The sequence below is a fragment of the Algoriphagus mannitolivorans DSM 15301 genome (genome assembly GCF_000429425.1).
Taxonomy (GTDB): domain Bacteria; phylum Bacteroidota; class Bacteroidia; order Cytophagales; family Cyclobacteriaceae; genus Algoriphagus; species Algoriphagus mannitolivorans.
In genome coordinates this window covers 273,719-292,504 of the sequence record NZ_KE386902.1, presented here as the reverse complement: position 1 = coordinate 292,504, position 18,786 = coordinate 273,719, and the positions used below count along the sequence as shown (strand labels likewise).

16 protein-coding genes are annotated in these 18,786 nt (G+C 44.3%); 4 read left to right on the top strand and 12 right to left on the bottom strand.

All coding sequences use genetic code 11. The features are described from left to right. Positions 1–134: 134 nt before the first annotated feature. Positions 135–833, bottom strand: a complete 699-nt coding sequence (locus G458_RS0118260; RefSeq protein ID WP_026953182.1) for an SDR family oxidoreductase — start codon at positions 831–833, stop codon at positions 135–137. Between the two features lie 281 nt (positions 834–1,114). Here G458_RS0118260 and G458_RS0118255 point away from each other — a divergent pair, with 281 nt between their 5' ends. After that, entirely contained in the window at positions 1,115–2,407 is a 1,293-nt protein-coding gene (locus G458_RS0118255) for an amidohydrolase (RefSeq protein ID WP_026953181.1), read from the top strand. Positions 2,408–2,549: 142 nt separating this feature from the next. Then, positions 2,550–3,836: an amidohydrolase gene (locus G458_RS0118250; RefSeq protein WP_026953180.1), complete on the top strand. Its 1,287-nt coding sequence runs from the start codon at positions 2,550–2,552 to the stop codon at positions 3,834–3,836. 269 nt (positions 3,837–4,105) lie between these two features. Here G458_RS0118250 and G458_RS0118245 read toward each other — a convergent pair whose 3' ends face one another. The 5 genes from G458_RS0118245 to G458_RS0118215 form a co-directional block, all read right to left on the bottom strand. Beyond that, positions 4,106–4,585: a hypothetical protein gene (locus tag G458_RS0118245; protein ID WP_026953179.1), complete on the bottom strand. Its 480-nt coding sequence runs from the start codon at positions 4,583–4,585 to the stop codon at positions 4,106–4,108. 367 nt (positions 4,586–4,952) lie between these two features. Next, positions 4,953–5,555: a hypothetical protein gene (locus G458_RS0118235; RefSeq protein ID WP_026953178.1), complete on the bottom strand. Its 603-nt coding sequence runs from the start codon at positions 5,553–5,555 to the stop codon at positions 4,953–4,955. Between the two features lie 168 nt (positions 5,556–5,723). Continuing rightward, on the bottom strand, positions 5,724–6,230 hold the full coding sequence (locus G458_RS0118225; RefSeq protein ID WP_026953177.1) for a hypothetical protein: 507 nt from the start codon (positions 6,228–6,230) through the stop codon (positions 5,724–5,726). Positions 6,231–6,731: 501 nt separating this feature from the next. Beyond that, on the bottom strand, positions 6,732–7,829 hold the full coding sequence (locus G458_RS0118220; protein ID WP_026953176.1) for a DUF4249 family protein: 1,098 nt from the start codon (positions 7,827–7,829) through the stop codon (positions 6,732–6,734). Beyond that, positions 7,822–10,164, bottom strand: coding sequence for a TonB-dependent receptor (locus G458_RS0118215; RefSeq protein ID WP_169719283.1), 2,343 nt, complete (start codon positions 10,162–10,164; stop codon positions 7,822–7,824). The genes G458_RS0118220 and G458_RS0118215 overlap by 8 nt, the downstream gene beginning before the upstream one ends. Before the next feature lie 169 nt (positions 10,165–10,333). Here G458_RS0118215 and G458_RS0118210 point away from each other — a divergent pair, with 169 nt between their 5' ends. Continuing rightward, positions 10,334–10,807 carry a hypothetical protein gene (locus G458_RS0118210; RefSeq protein ID WP_026953174.1) on the top strand — a complete coding sequence of 158 codons (474 nt, stop codon included), beginning with the start codon at positions 10,334–10,336 and terminating at the stop codon, positions 10,805–10,807. 216 nt (positions 10,808–11,023) lie between these two features. Here G458_RS0118210 and G458_RS0118205 read toward each other — a convergent pair whose 3' ends face one another. After that, a complete protein-coding gene (locus G458_RS0118205) occupies positions 11,024–11,842 on the bottom strand; it encodes a purine-nucleoside phosphorylase (protein ID WP_026953173.1) in 819 nt (272 codons plus the stop codon). Positions 11,843–11,936: 94 nt separating this feature from the next. Here G458_RS0118205 and G458_RS0118200 point away from each other — a divergent pair, with 94 nt between their 5' ends. Next, complete coding sequence (locus tag G458_RS0118200) at positions 11,937–12,461, top strand: NADPH-dependent FMN reductase (protein ID WP_026953172.1); 525 nt, start codon at positions 11,937–11,939, stop codon at positions 12,459–12,461. Between the two features lie 3 nt (positions 12,462–12,464). On the opposite strand, the gene ftsZ is transcribed toward G458_RS0118200, so the two are convergent. The 5 genes from ftsZ to murG all read right to left on the bottom strand — a co-directional run bounded on the left by ftsZ (position 12,465) and on the right by murG (position 18,778). Further along, positions 12,465–14,072, bottom strand: a complete 1,608-nt coding sequence (gene ftsZ / locus G458_RS0118195) for a cell division protein FtsZ (RefSeq protein ID WP_026953171.1) — start codon at positions 14,070–14,072, stop codon at positions 12,465–12,467. A 112-nt stretch (positions 14,073–14,184) separates the two neighbouring features. Next, entirely contained in the window at positions 14,185–15,504 is a 1,320-nt protein-coding gene (gene ftsA, locus G458_RS0118190; protein WP_026953170.1) for a cell division protein FtsA, read from the bottom strand. A 9-nt stretch (positions 15,505–15,513) separates the two neighbouring features. Further along, the gene (locus tag G458_RS0118185) at positions 15,514–16,269 is read right to left on the bottom strand and encodes a cell division protein FtsQ/DivIB (protein ID WP_026953169.1); all 756 of its coding nucleotides are present in this window, start codon (positions 16,267–16,269) and stop codon (positions 15,514–15,516) included. Next, positions 16,266–17,672, bottom strand: a complete 1,407-nt coding sequence (gene murC / locus G458_RS21160; RefSeq protein WP_035468462.1) for a UDP-N-acetylmuramate--L-alanine ligase — start codon at positions 17,670–17,672, stop codon at positions 16,266–16,268. Before murC ends, G458_RS0118185 begins: the two co-directional genes overlap by 4 nt. Continuing rightward, a complete protein-coding gene (gene murG, locus G458_RS0118175) occupies positions 17,669–18,778 on the bottom strand; it encodes an undecaprenyldiphospho-muramoylpentapeptide beta-N-acetylglucosaminyltransferase (protein ID WP_026953168.1) in 1,110 nt (369 codons plus the stop codon). The genes murC and murG overlap by 4 nt, the downstream gene beginning before the upstream one ends. Positions 18,779–18,786 lie beyond the last annotated feature (8 nt).

Sequence of the window (18,786 nt, the reverse complement as noted above, 5' to 3'; positions counted from 1 at the left end):
TCAGACCCTTACATAATACCAATAGATCACTATCGACTGCATACTGCTTACTGCCTACTGCCAACTGATCACTGCCGACTGATCACTGCCGACTGTAAATTGCTTACTGCATACTGCCATCTGCCCACTGCCTATTACTTCTTCCCCTTCGGTCTCAAAGGTCTACACTCCACATCAGCCACAAAGTAATTCGGGTGAGTTTCCAAAGTCTGGACAATCGTCAAAGCCACATCCTGTGGACGCATCATATTTTCATGGGCGTTCATTCCGGGGATTTCGTCAAAGAAATTGGTCTGCACAGAGCCTGGATAGATCGTGGAAACCTTAATTCCAAAATCTCTCAACTCCATATACATGGAATGGGAAATCCCTCGCACAGCATGCTTGGTTCCTACATACCCTGCAAAATTGGCAACCCCATTCAAACCTGCAATCGAAGCTACATTTAGGATATGTCCTTCATCCGCAGCTTTCATGGCAGGAATCAAGCACTTACTTACGTAAAATATTCCATGCACATTGGTGTCAAACATGGACTTCCAATCGGCCGAACTCATTTCCTCAAAAGGTCCTGCCACGCCAAATCCTGCATTATTCACTAGAATTCTGATATCTGCTCCCAATTTGGCAATAGTCGCCTGGTAGGCAACTTCCACACTGCTTTCATTGGAGACATCGCAGGTAAAAAAGTGGAAACTCGGATGCTGAAAATCCGGCTGAGTTCTACCCCAACCCGCTACAATGGTTCCTTTTTCGACCAAAAGTTTGACGACTTCCAATCCTATTCCTTTGCTGACTCCCGTAACTACAGCGATTTTTTCTTTCAATTCCATTTTTTCTATTTCAACTAGTTAAAATCTAACACAATATTTTACCGATTCAGGGCTGGAGGATCAACGTAAGCTAATTCCCCCTTTCTAAGGGGGTAAGGAGGATTTGTTCTACGAAAATCCCGTTTTGAGTTTATGAATTCTCTTATCTCTAAAGCGAAATCAACTCCAAAAGTTCTCCAAAACCGCTTTTTATCTGAAAGGTTAAGGTTTTTACCTTGGCGTAGACTAATTTTCCAAACCACCCAAAAAACCGCCAAAACCATCATTAACCTTATAATCTTATGAGAAAACTAATTATCCCCTTACTCCTGTTAAGCGGAACAGCCTTTGGCCAAAGTAAACTCCGCCCGACTATCGATCAGAAAGCAGCCTCCTTAGAATCCAAAGTCATCGAGTGGAGACGCGACATCCACCAACATCCGGAACTCGGCAATAACGAAGTCCGAACTGCCAAGAAAATTGCAGATCACCTTAGATCTTTGGGCATTGAAGTGACCGAGGGAATGGCCGTGACTGGAGTAGTTGGGGTTTTGAAAGGTGGAAAGCCAGGGCCCATGGTTGCTCTTCGTGCAGATATGGATGCTCTCCCAGTTACTGAACGGGTTGATTTACCTTTCAAATCTACCGTGACCACCACCTACAACGGCCAGGAAACCGGTGTCATGCATGCTTGCGGACACGATACCCACGTAGCCATCCTGATGGGTGTGGCAGAGGTTTTGGCAGGAATGCGAAACCAATTGGAAGGTTCTGTGAAATTTATTTTCCAACCAGCCGAAGAGGGCATCTACGAACCAGGAGTGACTTCTTGGGGAGCCAAGCAACTGGTGGAAGAAGGGGTGATGAAAGATGTGGACGCGATTTTCGGATTGCATATTTCTTCCCAGACCGAAGTGGGAAAAATCGGCTATCGTTCAGGCCCCGCCCAAGCTGCAGTGGATAATTTGGAAATCATTGTTCATGGAACCCAAGCTCATGGAGCTTCTCCTTGGTCCGGAGTGGATCCGATTGTGACAGCTTCCCAGATTGTGACTGGCTTGCAGACGATCCTTTCCCGAAGTGTCAATATCACCCAAAACCCTGCCGTGGTCACTGTGGGAGCTATACATGGAGGGATTCGTCACAACATCATTCCAGAGAAAGTAGAAATGATCGGTACCATCCGGACTTTCGGAGACGAGCAGCAGGCCTTGGTACACAAGCGCATCACTGAGATCGCTACCAATATAGCTGAGAGTGCCGGTGCCAGAGCAGAAGTAAATATTCAAAAACTTTACCCTTCAACTGTTAACGACCCAGAACTCACCGCCAAAATGGTTGCTTCCATGGAAGCTGCGGCGGGAAAAGAAAACATCAACTACAATCCACCAGTGACGGGGGCGGAGGATTTCAGCTTTTATCAGCGGGAAAAGCCCGGGCTATTTATCGGCTTGGGAGGAATGAAAAAAGGCGGTGACCCTACCAAAACACCATCTCACCACACGCCTGACTTCTACATCGACGAGGGAGGATTTGTACTCGGTATGCGGGTGCTGAGCTACTTTGTAGTGGATTATATGGGGATGAAGAAGTAGGATTTGGTCAACTGTCGACGGACTGCAGTCCACTGAACCTAGTCAATAGAAAAACCCCTTCTGAAGGATTTTGAGAGGGGTTTTCCCATTTTAGGAATTAATTTCAGATTTCATACATTTGAAACTTCCCAATAAATATTTCATGAAAAAGCTTTTCCTTCCTTTACTCTTTCTATCCTTTACCGCTCTTGGCCAGTCGAAACTTCGGTCAGAAATTGATAAAAAATCTGATGCCATCGAATCCAAAGTCATCGAATGGAGAAGGGATTTTCACAAATACCCTGAATTGGGAAATCAGGAGTTCCGAACGGCTAAGATCGTCGCAGATCACCTGCGCTCTTTGGGCATGGAAGTTACTGAAAATGTAGCCGTGACAGGAGTTGTTGGAGTCTTGAAAGGAGGCAAACCGGGTCCAATGGTCGCCCTTAGGGCAGATATGGATGCGCTTCCCGTAACTGAAAGAAATGACCTACCCTTCAAATCCGTCAATACTTCCACCTACAATGGTCAGCAAACCGGTGTCATGCATGCCTGTGGTCACGATTCTCATGTGGCGATTTTGATGGGAGCTGCTGAAGTATTGGCAGGGATGAGAAATCAGCTGGAAGGTTCGGTGAAGTTTATTTTCCAACCTGCCGAAGAAGGAATCTATGACGCCGACATGGCCGGGGCAGAATTGATGGTCCATGAAGGTGTGATGAAAGATGTGGATGCCATTTTTGGCCTGCATATTTGGGCACAGATAGAGTCCGGGAAAATCGGGTATCGCTCGGGTCCTTTTATGGCAGCTGTGGACAATCTGGATGTGACCATTACCGGAACCCAAGCGCATGGGGCTGCTCCTTGGTCCAGTGTGGATCCCATTGTCACCGCGGCTCAAGCGATCATGGGTTTACAAACCATCCTGTCCAGAAATGTCAATATCACAGAAAATCCAGCCGTGGTCACAGTAGGAGCTATTCATGGAGGAATCCGCCACAATATCATTCCTGAAAAAATCGAAATGATCGGAACGATCCGAACCTTTGGAGACGAACAGCAAGCATTGGTTCATCGAAGAATCACCGAAATCATCACCAACATTGCTGAAAGCGCGGGAGCAAAAGCTGATGTGAAAATCGGGAAACTTTACCCTTCCACTGTCAATCCACCCGAGCTTACCGCTAAAATGACCCCATCCATGATTGCCGCTGCCGGGGAAGGAAATGTCATCGCCATGGATCCCGTCACGGGAGCAGAAGACTTTAGCTTTTTCCAGCGGGAGAAACCGGGCTTTTTCATCTTTCTGGGAGGGATGAAAAAAGGAGGAAACCCCTTGACCACCCCATCCCACCATACTCCGGATTTTCATATTGAGGAAGACGGATTTAAGCTGGGGGTGCGCGCCTTGAGTTATTTCGTTGTGGATTATATGGGGATGAAGAAGTAATTTCTGGTCAACGGTCGACAGACCACAGTCCGCCGAATCTAGACTTTAGAAAAACCCTTCTTGTAGGATATGCGAAAGAACTTTTTCCCATTCAAAAAAGGGTTTAACCACATAGGCACATAGAATACATAGACTATGTGAACCTATGTGTCTATGTGGTTTCTTATAATTTCATAGGAAAGACTCTGATTTGGTTTGATTATACCTTGATGGGCCTTAGCTCAAAGAAAAACACTTCCTGAAGGGTTTTGGTAGGGGTTTGAATAAGATCAGTTCACCTGAGGCTTTTTAGCAACCACATAAATTGGGGACTCAATTCTGGGGCAATTCGTCTGGTCTGAATCTTTAATCAAAGACTGGATTGCAGCCCCTAAACTATTTGAATCATCCTTCAAATAGTCAAAATTAAAAAGCACAGGATAAATAATGATTAACTCATTATCAAATTTCTTTCCTAGGCTTTCAATATAATTAACCAAATCGTTTTTTAATTTCTCAATTCTATTTTTCGACCCCCAAGGTGCATGTTCACTGATTTTTACACTTGTCTCATTTCCAATTCTCACCTCATAAGAAAAACTAATATATTTTCTCCCAGTAGAATCAAATGGAGTGAGCACCGCTGTATTAGACACTATTTTCTTTAATTCTGCGTAAAACTGGTCCTCTTCTAAAGATTGACATTGAACTTGATTTGCAGATTTCAGAAGAAAGATCAAGCTTAAGGCTATAATTAATTTAATCCGCATACTATTATAATTTAATCATCATTTTATCAAACCCTTTGCCCCCCGAACTGAAATCTATTTCGTTGCTTCTGCACCTTAGGAATTAGAATATTTTTTGAATTTGGCAAAAGCCAATCTAATCGGGTCATAAGAAGACCAGCACCAAAGAGAGCTCCCTCATTAGTTTTTCCACATGGCCCAAAGAAAAAAATCATTCATTGATAGCTATGTTAATTTACAATTATATGGTTCCACAATTTTCATGGCTTCTTATCACCGGTCGACAGACCACAGTCCACCAAATCTAGTCCATAGAAACCACCTACTGAAGGAATTTGGGATGGGATTAGTCTTCTTCTTTTCAAAAGAATATCTAGGAATGTTTTTTTCAAAAGCAAACTGGCTCATAAATGAACACGACCTGAAACAAATCCAATTTTGGATAGAATTCCTCTCCTACCCAGCTATCAAAAACAGGAATCCCCACAAGATTGTAATCAAACCGTACATATCTTGGAAAGGATTTTAAAAGAAGAATCTCTATCTGATCTTTGACATTATTTTGTTCTTCAGAAAAAGGGAAGAAACTAATATGTGGATTTTCCCATTCTATGTTTTCAACCTGACGATTCAAATTATGATCGAAAAGATTTTCGGGCTGAACTGCTTTTTTGGATTGGCTGCAAAAGTAAAACCCATAAAAACCACCTAAAGTACTTAATAAAACCAGTATACTCTCTGGGCTATTGCTCAAGTTAACCTCGATCATAGCGCTGTAGGGGTTAGCTAGCGCGAATCTGTTCATCACACGACCGATTCCAGAAATTTCCTTAAGCGACTTCGAAAATTTATCCCATTCAATTTCTATTGATTGAATTTCTTTGGCTAATTCATCAAATTTCTCAAGACTAATGGTTAAACTTAATTTTTGATCATTTTTTGAAATAAAGGGATTAAGTCGATTAATATTAGACAGTTCATTCTTTAGCATAATGGAGAGTAACTTGCGAAGACATTAACTTTCCCTGGAACAGGGTTTTTATTTACTGTGGATCCTGGGGCAAAAATTTTCAAGAATTCTGCAAAATAGTCAGTGTAGTAATTCATTTTCATTGGATTTGATGCTGGAAGGGTTCCTAAATTTTAATATCAATCAAGTCTAATGTCTAACACCCTTTAAATAAGTTACAATGGGAACCTCAACCCTAGATTCCCTAGAAGGAGGAAAATTCCACCCTGAATCATACATTTTTTCAAATACTTCTGAAAGATTGTCCTCTCTTTCTTTTCCATCATCCCAAATATGGAGAATGGTATAGAGGACCTTTATCTCTGAATCAAATCGAATCCCCTTTTCCTCCATAAATTTTTTAAGACTTTCTTCCGGGTTAAAAACCTCGTACTTGTCTAGAATGGATTTGGGTGTTTGCTCAGAAAACTGGATTGAAATTGAATCTCCGTAAGTGATCTGAAACGAGTACGCAAAGTAGTTTACCGAGTCATCCTCTCTTGGATGTCTTAAGATTACTCGTGCTACTTCCCTTCTAAGCAAGGAGAAATATTCCTCATTGACATTTTTATTCTCTTGGCCAAGTGAAACATGAGGGTTGAAAAAGGCCATCATAGTTACCACTCCTAATGCAATGTATTTGAATAGCATATTCATAAAAGTCAGTATGGTTTACGAATAATACCCCCCTGATCAAATAATCAATAGTTTACTTAAAAAGTATTTTTAAAATCCTGAAAATCAATTACTTTATTTTTAGTCTCAAAGCATATATTCTTTCTTTTCACAAAAGTATCTTAGTTTAAGGAAATTCAGGAGACTGATTTCCAGACAAATGGAGCATAGTCAGGAAGAAAAATTATTCTGTCAACGGTCGACGGACCACAGTCCACCGAATCTAGACTATAGAAAAACTCATTTTGTGGGATTTGGGAAAGAACTTTTTTCGATTCAAAAAAGGATTAAACCAATAGGCACATAGAATACATAGACTATGCGATCCTATGTATTTATGTGGTTCTTTAAAATTACTTTAGAATCAAATTGAAGTTCAAAGAATCTTCTTTCCTCTTCCTAACCTAGTGAGCGGAATGGAAGTATCCAAGCAGCCAAGTAAAAGAAACCTGCCTTCTGACGGTATGGCGCTAATTCAGAAAATCAATCCTCAAACCACCAGTCCGGATACGCTGAGGTGCTATTGGGGAAAACATTACAGCTCAAGCAAGTGGGTTTATAGAGCTGAGAAGATTTACCCGGAATGTATTCACAGACTTTCTCAATAAAAAAAGGAATATCAGCCCGGGTAGTGTAAATCCGCTTGACTTTGGACTTAGCAACCTCGAAATAGCCCAAGACGACCTCTTCGGAATCTTCTACATTGAATACATTCCCTCGAACCGCAGCGGGAGGAGAATCGAATACCGACCCGGTATTGTTGACCACTTCCCTGACTTTTCTCCAATATTCATAGGATTCTTGGGTAATACTGAGCTGCTGAACATTGAAATAATGTCTGCTCAAAAAGGACTGATCCACCAAGCGTTGGGCCACCACCAAGTTGGATTTTCCTCCTGGTCTGTTCAGTAGATTTCCATTCACCAAAGTAATCCGCTCCGGGTCCGGAAAATCAAAAACAATGCAATTGGGGGGAGGAGTATTGAAAGGATTGGGAAAAAACGTCAAATCCCAAAAATAGGCTTCATCCACCATCCACCTAAGGTAATATCCTCCCACTTGATTGGGCAGAGTAGTTTCAGTTCTGATCACTACTTGAGCAGCATCTGGATTGTCCTTCAAGCGGGCTCGCTCCAGGGAAAAACTCAATGAATCAGACCCTATTACCGTGGGCATTTTCTGAATTTCTGAGCGGTATATTTTCCCCTCAATTTCAATTTGAAGGAAAAATTCCATCCCATCCTCTTGGGCAAATTTACCTCTCAATTCATATTCACCCGGCCTGACTTCCTGAAACTGTCCCCCAATTCCTGCAGAAGTGGAAAGTAGAAGGACTCTGGCATTTCTCACAGGTCTGGGTTTGTCATTCAGGGTAAAAAATCCACCTGAAAACAGCGGTTCCCTCGCTTGAGAAGTCGTTTGGGAAAGAAAAACAGTATGCGGTCCTTCCAGATCGGTAAACAAACCCGAAACAATCAAACGCTCCTTAGGGGCTTTTTCCAAGGGAAAGCTGATCTGATCCACACAGGAATTGAACCCCAAGAGAATGAAAATCCATAACCCTAAAAACTTTCTATTCATGGCCTCCTCCAAATTGAATGGTGTATGAAATCGAAGGAAAAATAGCTCCTAAAATAGCTAGACGATAAGGTCTTAGCTGTTTGGAGTCGCTGTCCTTTTTCCAAAAAACAGAATAGGCATTTCTCCTCCCAAAGAGATTATAAATACTGAAATTCAAACTATCACCCTTTTTGGAAAACACCTTTTCCACGGTATAAGAGACATCCACCCGAAAATAATCCGGGATGCGGTACTGGTTTCTGGCTGAATAATCCGGCACCACCAATCCTCCATTGAGTAGGTAAGAAGCCGTCACAGCACTGACCGGTCTTCCAGTGGCATAATTGACCGAAAGATTGAACAAGCCACCGGGATACATTTTTCGGCTCAGGATAAAATTCACCTCATGGGGCTTGTCGTAATTGGAAGGAAACCATTCGTTCTGGTTGATCTGCTCTACCTCAAAGTCGCTGAGTGAGCGAAAAAAAGATCGGCTATAAGTATAGGCCAACCAGCCTGTCAACACGCCCAGGTTCTTTTTGATCATAAACTCCCCACCATAAGCTCTCCCGTCTCCAAAAACCAATTCGGTCTCCAAGTGTGGGTTGAGAAAAATATCCGCAAAATCACGGTATTCCACCTGATTTTGACCTTTTCTATAAAAGGCATCCACAGAATATTCCCATTTATTGTCCTCCGAGTTTTTAAATATTCCCAAGGAAAAATTATCACTTCGCTGTGGAGGAAGATAGGTGGTGCTCAATTGCCATAAATCAATGGGAGTAGGCCCAAACGTATTGGAAATGGATTGAACATATTGATACAGCCTGGCATAGCTCAGCTTGACTGAGGTGGATGAATTGATATTTTGGCGAAGGGAAATCCTAGGTTCCAAGCCGGAATAAGACTTGATTTTTCCTTCAAAAAACACCTCTTGCCCCTGGATTTCATTTTCAGAAATCGGCGCATTGGGCTTGTATTGATAGACTGTATCCGGCCCGAGCTGGGAATAGGTAGAATAGCGAAGTCCGGCTACAATTCCGGTAGATTCTCCAAATTCATATTCCATAGTCAGGAAACCGGAAAGCTCGATCCCTTTTTCTTTCCCGACTTTTTCAGGAATTATTCCCGAATCTGGACCATAAGGCCGTAAGAGCTCAGGTTTTCCACGGTAATTTATCCCTTCTCCTCCAGCAGTCACCGCAATTTTTTCATTTGCCCAAGTTAGAGCGAGTTTCCCTTGCCGATAATTCATCCCGTTCTCTACCTGAGCTGCTGCCACTCCCTCCGGGTCAAGAAACGCGTTGGTGAATTCTCCATCGGCAAAAAGGGCATTGAGAGAAATATTTTCACCTAAAATCCCCCTATAGCGAAGCGAACTCACCCGGTTGCTCCATTCGTATCCAAACTGGTCAGAAAACAAAAATTCATCTCCCGTCAACAGTGTGTTCGCTTCCAGGGTATGACCTTGAGCTAGCTTCCAGTTCAGCCCGAGATATCCATCATAAAAATTCAGCCGGCTGTTTTGCAAGTCCAAGTCCCTGCTCTGGTTGAGCAGCCAGTTCACATTAGAAATACGACCTCCGGCGATCAAGCTGATTTTGTCTTTGGCCACAGGGCCTTCGAGAAGTAATTTGCCATTGGAAGTACCCATACCAACAGATCCTTTCCATGAATTCATATCCCCGGGACGCATCAGGATGTTCAAGGCGGAACCGGATCTCCCGCCCAAATTCGCCGGAAGATTTCCCTTATATAAGGTTAATGTTTCGGTCACGTCCGTATTGAATGCTGATAAAAAGCCCAAAGCATGGTTAGAACTCAGGACTAAAGCCTCATTCATCAGGATCAGATTTTGATCGGTTTTTGCACCTCGGACATTGATTCCGGAAGTCCCCTCACCTACTGAAGAAACCCCAGGCAAAAGCTGTAAGCCCTTGAAAATATCGGCTTCCCCCAAAAAGGCGGGGATTGCCTTCAGCTCTCGGGTGGTCAGTTTGGTGATACCGGTGATGGATTCCCGGACATTCCTATCCGGCTGATCTGACATGACCACCACTCCCTCGAGTTCAAAATTTTTCTCCTCCATCTCCAAGTTGATCACGCCATTTTCATAAAGGTAAACCTGAGTGAAAATGGGAATGTGAGAGACATGTCGGAAAGTTACCCGATGAAATCCTTTGGGAATGCTGAGGTAATAAAACCCAAATTTATCAGTACTCACCCCTGAGAATAACCCATCCAAATGAACCCCTACCCCAGCTAAGGGATCTCCAGTATTTTTGGCGATTATTTTTCCCGTTAGTACATAGGATGCTTGGGAGGCGTTGACTTCCGATCCAAATGTATAGGTCAAGGAGTCGGTTTGTGAAAAACTTTTAAAAAACACTCCCAAACAAAGAAAAAAGAAAATAATCCTGATTTTTTGCATCACTTTGCAAGAAAAGAAAATATCCCTAATCTCATGAAAAGATTACCCAAACGGATGATTCTTTATTTCGTATGAAATCAAAAAAAGCATAACTATGAAAAGAATTGCGCTCTTTTTCCTATTGATTCTACCTCTGGTCAGCTCTTGTTCCAAAGAAGATGAGGAGCCCGCAGTAGACGCATTTATTTTCGGCTCTTGGAACTTCTTCTGTGAAGGCAATTGCATCCAGATCTATAAATACAATCAAGGGAAACTCTTCATTGACAACATGAATTCCTTTCGGGAGGCTCCAGTGATCACTTACAAAACCACCCCGCTCAACGCCCAATTCAACGCCAAAGCAGAAGCGCTCCGGGAAGCTTTTCCAGAGTCCTACCTGAGACCTTTGGGAAATACCTTAGTCGCTTGCCCGAACTGCATTGAAGAAGGTGGATACTATATCGCCTTTGAAAACCAAACAGGTGTGCTTTGGTGGCAAGTAGGAAGAGAACCAGCACTTTGGCCGGCTGAAATCAAACCCTTTATGGAATTGCTGATCAAAACCATTGGTGAGCTACCGGCAGAATAAGAATTCTGAAAAAGAAGCTTAAACTTGGACTACAAGGAGTACTTGCCAAAATGCAACGAGTTCCAGTCAGACTGAGCGCCTGCCTGACGGCTAGGCAGGGAGTCGGAGTCTGAGCCATAATGCTCTATTAACCCAAGCACCAGCCTATCGGACAGGCAGGTGCTGGGACTAACAAGAGGCCATCAAAGTCTGAATCTCAAAAATTATTTTTTTTGCCTAAAGTGCCTGGACCAATTCCTTCATAACCAAACCCATGATCGGCTCAGCTTTTGCGGCTGCTGCCAAAACATCTTCAATAGAAATTTTGTGGATTTTCCCAGGCACACCCAAATCCGTGATGGCAGAAATCCCAAAGACTTCGATTCCCATATGTCGGGCGACAAGCACCTCAGGCACCGTACTCATTCCTACTGCATCAGCACCGATAGTCCTGATATAGACGTATTCCGCAGGTGTTTCCAAGTTTGGTCCTTCTACCCCAGCATATACGCCAGTATGAAGTTTAATCCCTTTAGCTGAGGCAATTTCCAAGGCCTTTTGAACCAATCTTGGAGAATAAGCATCACTCATATCCGGAAATCTCGGACCCCATTCCTCGTAGTTTTTTCCTCGGAGTGGATTCTCTGGAAAAAGGCTGATGTGATCCGAAATGATCATTACATCCCCCACCTCTTGAGCCGGGTTGAGGCCTCCGGAAGCATTGGATACCAATAAAGTTTTCACGCCAAGCATCTTCATCACCCGCACCGGAAAAGTAACCTCCTTCATGGAGTATCCCTCGTAATAGTGGAATCTTCCCTTCATAGCGAGTACCTTTTTCCCAGCAAGAGTGCCGAATATCAACTTCCCGGAATGGCTTTCAACCGTCGAAACCGGAAAATGTGGGATATCCTTATAATCCAGTTCTTTTTCAACTTGAATTTGATTTCCGAGGCTCCCAAGTCCTGTCCCTAAAATTATTCCGATGGGGATTTCCTGAGAAAAGTGCGTTTGAATGTAGGAAGTCGCTTCCTGAACTTGTTTGTAATAATCCATTTTCTTAATTCTATTGCTGTAAATATATGATTTTGCCTTTTGCTAAGAACTTTTACCCCCACTTGCTTGTATTCAGGACAGAAAATAATTCTTCATGATTAAGATCATCGTCGGAACCAACCGGAAAAACTCGGTTTCCAAAACCATAGCTACCCTCTATCAATCCATCCTACAAGAAAAGGGGATGGAATCAGAAATATTAGAGTTGGAAAATTTACCTGCAGATTTTGTGTCTTCAGCTTTGTATGAAAACAATGGGAAAAACCCAGGATACAATGAGTTTCATGATCGCGTTGAGGCTGGAAAAAAGTTTGTCTTCATCGTTCCGGAATACAACGGCTCCTTTCCGGGAGTTCTCAAAACCTTCATCGATGGAATGACTTATCCGAATACCTTCCGGAATAAAAAATGTGCATTGGTGGGAATTTCTTCTGGAATCGGCGGAGGTGGCATCGCTTTGAGCCACCTCACCGACATATTCCATTATTTGGGCATGCATGTTCTTGCTCTCAAGCCGAAGCTTGCCAAAATCGAGCAAAATATGTCAGATAACCTGCTCACCAACAGGCTGTATATAGAACTTCTGCATACCCAGGCAGACATGCTGCTTGAATTTTAGGACTTAGTCCACATTGTCATGCAGAAATCTGTTGTTTCCGAGGATTTCATTTTCCTCGTTTAGGTTGTACTTGCTGATCGCCGGCTCAGAACTGTGCTGCGGCTCATTCAAGACTACATTCTTACGCTGATAGGCAGGCACTTCCAGTTTTTCCTTGAAATCTTCAGGAGATGGATTGAAAGTTCTTTTGCCTTTCAGCTTTTCAAATCTTTCATGAGCTCTTTGAATAGCCTTCTGCTTCATTTGCTCATAATAATCATTGGCAAAGGCAGTAGGAACAGGCTCAGACTCCTTTGGCAATTCCTGATTTTTCTTTGGAGCTTCCTCATACAGGTCAATGACAATCTTTTCCGGAGCTTTCTCCTCTGGCTTATCTTCATGGAGAGGGTTAAGTTCAAAAACGAACTCCTCCTGGTCATCCTCCAAAGGCTTGATGGGCTGAGCCGCTACCGGAGCTTTGGGAAAATTAAAACTGTAGCTTCCAGACACTGGCTCCTCTTTGACCTGCTGGCTTTTGCCGGATTCCAAGTTGATCACCGTCTTCACTTCTGCTTCCTCTTCCACTACTGGCTTGGCTGGAACTGAAGAAAAAGCTGAAACTGGAGCGGAATATTCCTTTTTCGGAGTTTTATCAGAAAGCTTGTCCATTTCAAATCCGGTAGCAATGACCGTAACGCGGATAGCCTTACCCAATTCCTGATCGATACCCTGACCGAAGATCACCTCAGCGTTGTCGCCGGCTTTCTCCTGGATATACTCAGTGATTTCGGACAATTCATCCATGGATAGTTCTTCTTCCTCACCGGACATGATGGAAAGCAAGATTTTCTGAGCCCCTTTGATGTCTACATTGTTCAACAGCGGAGAAGAAATAGCTGCACCGGCTGCACGGATCGCACGGCCCTCGCCTTCTTCAGTGGCAGATCCCATGACAGCAGCTCCAGCGTCTTTCATGACGGTCTTCACGTCTTCAAAGTCCACGTTTACATCCTGATGAATCGTGATGATCTCTGCGATAGACTTCGCCGCAGTGGTCAAAATATCATCTGCCTTGCTGAAAGCAGTTCGGATGGCCAGATTGCCATAGATTTCTCTCAGCTTATCGTTCAAAATGACCAAAACCGTGTCGCAGCTCTCGCGAAGGGATTCAATCCCAGCTTGAGCAACTGCCATCTTCTTTTTCCCTTCAAACATAAAAGGAGCAGTGACAATACCCACGGTCAGGATATTCAGTTCTTTGGCAATTTTTGCCACCACCGGAGCAGCACCCGTTCCGGTACCACCGCCCATACCTGCGGTGATAAACACCATCTTGGTATTGTCGGAAAGCAATTCACGGATCTCATCCTGAGATTCGATTGCGGCATTTTTTCCTTGTTCAGGATTAGCTCCTGCACCTAGACCTTCGGTAAGGTTTGCACCTAGCTGAAGTCTCAAAGGTACCGGGGATGATTTCAAAGCCTGTGCATCGGTATTGACTACCACAAACTCCACATCCTTGATACCTTGGCTGTACATGTGATTTACGGCATTGCTACCGCCACCACCGACGCCAATTACCTTGATAATTGACTTTTGATTCTTTGGGAGATCAAATCTGTAATCTTTCATGTTATCTGACATATTTTAGGTTTGGTGAAAATTCTGTTTGTTTTTGTTTTTGGTGAAAAGGGAACAAAAGGGAAATAAACCGCAGAGCAGATTATCTCCCCAATCATAAGCCCTAGTTGTTATAGTTATCGTCATCTCCGATATCTGCGGAGATGATATTCTTTAATCGATCACTGATGCTTTTGAAGAAATTATTGGTAATCATCTCTCGCTTCTGCATGATTTTCGGTTTGTGGCCCGAGTTAGCTTTGCGTCGGTTGTACTCTTCCTCCCGGTTGTCCAGGGATTTGAAACCAGCCAAAACCAACCCAACGGAAGTGGCATACATGGGACTTTTGATTTCCTCGATGACCGACTTGCCCAGGTGCTCGTTTGGATATCCGATGCGGGTATCTAAGCCAGTTTGGTATTCAAAGAACTGAGCGATGTTTTGCAATTGAGAGCCACCGCCGGTAAGTACTATGCCTCCAGCCAGCTTTTTGTAGAAGCCGCTTTGCACAATTTCATTCTGCACGATTTCGATGATTTCTTCCATTCTGGCTTCGATGATGCAAGCCAGGTTATGAACTGAAATTTCCTTGGGAGGTCTCCCTCTCAAGCCTGGAATAGATACGATCTCGTTGATATTAGCCTCTTTGGCAATAGCTTTTCCGAATCGGGTTTTCAGCAATTCGGCCTGATTCTGCATCAGCATACACCCTTCTTTGATGTCCGAAGTGATGATATTTCCACCCAATGGGATCACCGCTGTATGACGGATGATGTTTTCATAGAAAATGGCAATATCCGTCGTCCCACCACCGATATCCACCAGACACACTCCGGCTTCTTTTTCTTCATCACTCAATACAGAAAGCGAACTTGCCAGGGGCTCTAGGATTAGCTGACTGGAAAAAAGGTTGGCTCGCTTCACGCATTTGTTGATGTTGTGAATAGCAGTAGTCTGGGCAGTGATGATATGGAAATCCGCCTCAAGCCGGGTACCTGCCATGCCCACTGGATCCTTGATTCCGCCTTCGTAATCGACGGTATAATCCTGAGGCATCACGTGAATAATGCTGTTGCCGGGAGGTACAACGATATTGTGCATGTCAGCAGAAAGTCGCTGCACATCTTCGATGGTAATCTCCTCCTCAGTGGGCTGGCGCATGATGCTACCATGCATGATTTTGCTTTGGATATGCTGTCCGGCAATGCCGACAATCACCTCGGCAATGTCCACGTCGGCCATATTGGAACAGTCCGTCACTGCCTTTTGAATGGCGTTGACAGTCTTTTCGATATTGGTCACAATACCTCTATCCACTCCATCGGAGACTGCCTTGCCCATTCCAAGGACTTCCAGTTTCCCGAATTCATTCTTTCGGCCGATGATGGCGCAGATCTTGGTCGTCCCAATGTCTAAGCCTACAATTAATTTGTCATTTTCCATATCCTAGCTTTATTCACAAACAATTTGATTCTTAAACTTCACGCTGATCCGATCGTAGGCATTCCAGCCTTTTCTCGGCATAATCTCCTTGTAAAGCACTTCGATTCGCTGAAACTTGCTCTCAAAGTCCAAGGCATCTCCAAACTCAATGACCTGCCTCCCTACCTGCTGATGCAGGCGGATGTCATCCCTTTTTCGGATTTCCAATTCGGTAATCTGGGCATTCCAGAATTCGTCCTTGGTGATAAACTGGATCAAAGGCATCAGCTCAGGCATTTGCTCGAGTGTACCTCTGTCCATTAATTTTTCCATAAACTCCCCTTCCAAAATCAGCACCCGGCTGGTATAAGTGGGAGAGGTGGGAATAATCAATCCTTCAGTAGTGATGTACCCATCAGCTGCTGTCGGGCGGGCAATTCTTGCAATTGGCTCATGCTGCTCCATGGTCAGACTCAGGATACCCTTTTGTCCAATAGAAGCGTCCACATGCTTGATGAAAGGATGAGCTTCCAGCCTTTTCTCCACGTCCCCTAATGGGATCTCTTTCATCGGAAGTCCCGGTTTCAATTCCGGGAAGGCACTGGAAACGATGGAGGCGATTTCCTTTTCCTCGACGAAATACAAGCCACTTACAGCTTTGAGGTGGATTTCCAATCCTTGATAGGTCTTCTCCTGGGTTCGCTTTTCCACGAATCCAATGAATCCAATCAGTATCAACCCGAGGGTTGCGTATCCTGCGATTTGCTTAACTTTTCTCCAGTTCATGCTCCCGTGGGTTTTGTCCTAGAATGAGTCCAATCCGCAATTCCCGGTACAAGCCGGTCGATATCTCCAGCACCCATGGTCACCAAGACCTCCGGACTGGATTCCTTCAGGTAGTCCATTACCTGATCTTTTGGTATCAAAATTTTCTTTTGAGCCTGAATTCCCTCCATCAACATCTCCGAGTTCACACCCGGAATCGGAAGTTCTCTGGCTGGATAGATATCCAATAGCACGACTTCATCTGCAAGGGAAAGGCTATCTGAAAACCCTTCTGCAAAATCCCGCGTGCGAGTAAACAGGTGAGGCTGGAAGACTACTGTCAATCGCTGAGTAGGATACATAGCCCGCACAGAACTCAGGCAAGCCTTGATTTCTTCAGGATGATGTGCATAGTCATCGATGTAAACAGCGCCTTGAGTATTTGAGTGAATTTCAAACCTTCTTTTTACCCCGCGGAAAGATTTGATTCCTTCCCGGATTTGAGCCTCGGTCACGCCATGATCTACCGCGATGGCAATGGCCGCCAGGGCATTTTCCACATTATGAAATCCCGGAATATGAAGCTCCAATCCTGTGATTTGGACCCTTGGTCCGACGTAGTCAAACTGGAACACGCCAGGCTTGGCAATCACATTTTCAGCATGAATGCCATTGGACCTTAAGCCGTATTCCCGAACGCCCACAGAAGTACCCAGATTTTCACCCAACCGATACCAAGCATGCGTCTGTAAATACAGCTTGCCCTTTTTGTCCACCAGCTGAATAAACTCCCGGAATCCCTCTAAAATGGTGGCCTCATCTCCATAGATATCTAAATGATCAGGATCTGCACTGGTCACCACTGCTTCATTCGGATGAAGTCTCAAGAATGAGCGGTCAAATTCGTCCGCTTCCACAACGACCAATTTGGCCTCTTTGGATTTACCAGGAAGAATCAGGTTACTGTTGTAATTCTGGGTGATTCCGCCCAAAAATGCCGCTACTGGCTTTCCTGCTGATTTCAGCAAATGAGCAATCAAGGAGGATGTACTGGTCTTCCCATGTGTCCCCGCCACTGCGATGGTATAGTAGTCCTTGGTGATCATGCCGAGGACTTCAGATCTTTTCTTTAGCTGAAAATGAGCCTGGAAGAAATTCAACAACACGCTATCCTTCGGGATAGCAGGTGTCCACACTACCAAAACCTCCTCCGGATTAGTGGTAAATTCAAAAGGAATCGCATCCACTCTATCGGTATAGGTGATTGTCATTCCCTCCTTTTCCAATTCCGCAGTCAAAGGAGATGGAGTCTTGTCGTATCCCGCGACAGGATATCCCTCATGCAGGAACCAGCGAGCGATGGCGCTCATTCCGATACCTCCTATGCCGAGGAAAAAGACCCTATTTATCCCTTTGAATGTCATTTGATCAGTTTCTCTATTTCTTCCACGATTGCCAAGGCTGCATTAGGCTTGGCTAGTTTTTTCATATTTTCTCCCAGTGCGCTCGCCAATGCAGCATCCTGCATGAGTTCGTCCACTTTACTTTTCAATTGTCCCACAGCTTCTGAATCCTTCAAAAGCATCGCTGCTTGGTGGTCCACATAAGCCATGGCATTTTTGGTTTGGTGATCCTCCGCCACATTGGGAGAAGGAATGAAAATCACCGGCTTTCCCACCAGACTCAATTCGGACACAGACAATGCTCCTGCGCGGGAAACAATGACATCAGCTGCAGCATAGGCCAAATCCATCTCCCGGATAAACTCTCTCAGATGAATATGCTTTAGTCCAGAAGCTTCCAGCTTTTCCAGCATCTCCTTGAAGTAGAATTTCCCGCATTGCCAAAGGACCTGATAGCCGGATTTCTCCAAGGCCTTTTTGTCTTTCAAAACTGCCTGATTGAGGGTTCTAGCGCCAAGGGAGCCACCTAAAACCAGAATGGTCTTTCTGTCCTCTACCAATCCAAAATGAGCCAAAGCCTTATCTTTTTTCCCGGACAAGTCCAGAATATCTTTGCGCACCGGGTTGCCGGTCACTTGGATCTTTTCAGCAGGGAAGAATTTCTCCATTCCAGGGTAGGCTACACAGATCGCTTTTGCTTTTTTGGCCAAAAGCTTATTGGTCAATCCCGCATAGGAATTTTGCTCCTGCAGAAGGGTTGGAATTCCTTTGTTTTGAGCAGCATACAATACCGGTCCGCTGGCATATCCTCCGACTCCTATCACTGCATCTGGCCGGAAATCTTTGACAATTTTCGAAGCTATTCTCAAGCTTTTGAGAAGCTTGAAAGGAAAGCTTAAATTCTCAAGAGATAGGCTTCTTTGAAGTCCTGCCACCGGCAATCCCTTGATCGGATAGCCTGCTTCAGGGACTTTCTGCATTTCCATTTTGCCCAAAGCACCTACAAAAAGAATCTCACTGGCAGGATGCTTTTCCTTCCAGGCATTGGCAATGGCAATCGCAGGATAGATATGGCCTCCGGTGCCTCCGCCGCTGATGAGAATTCGATATGTTGGCTGAGTTGTAATGGTATTTT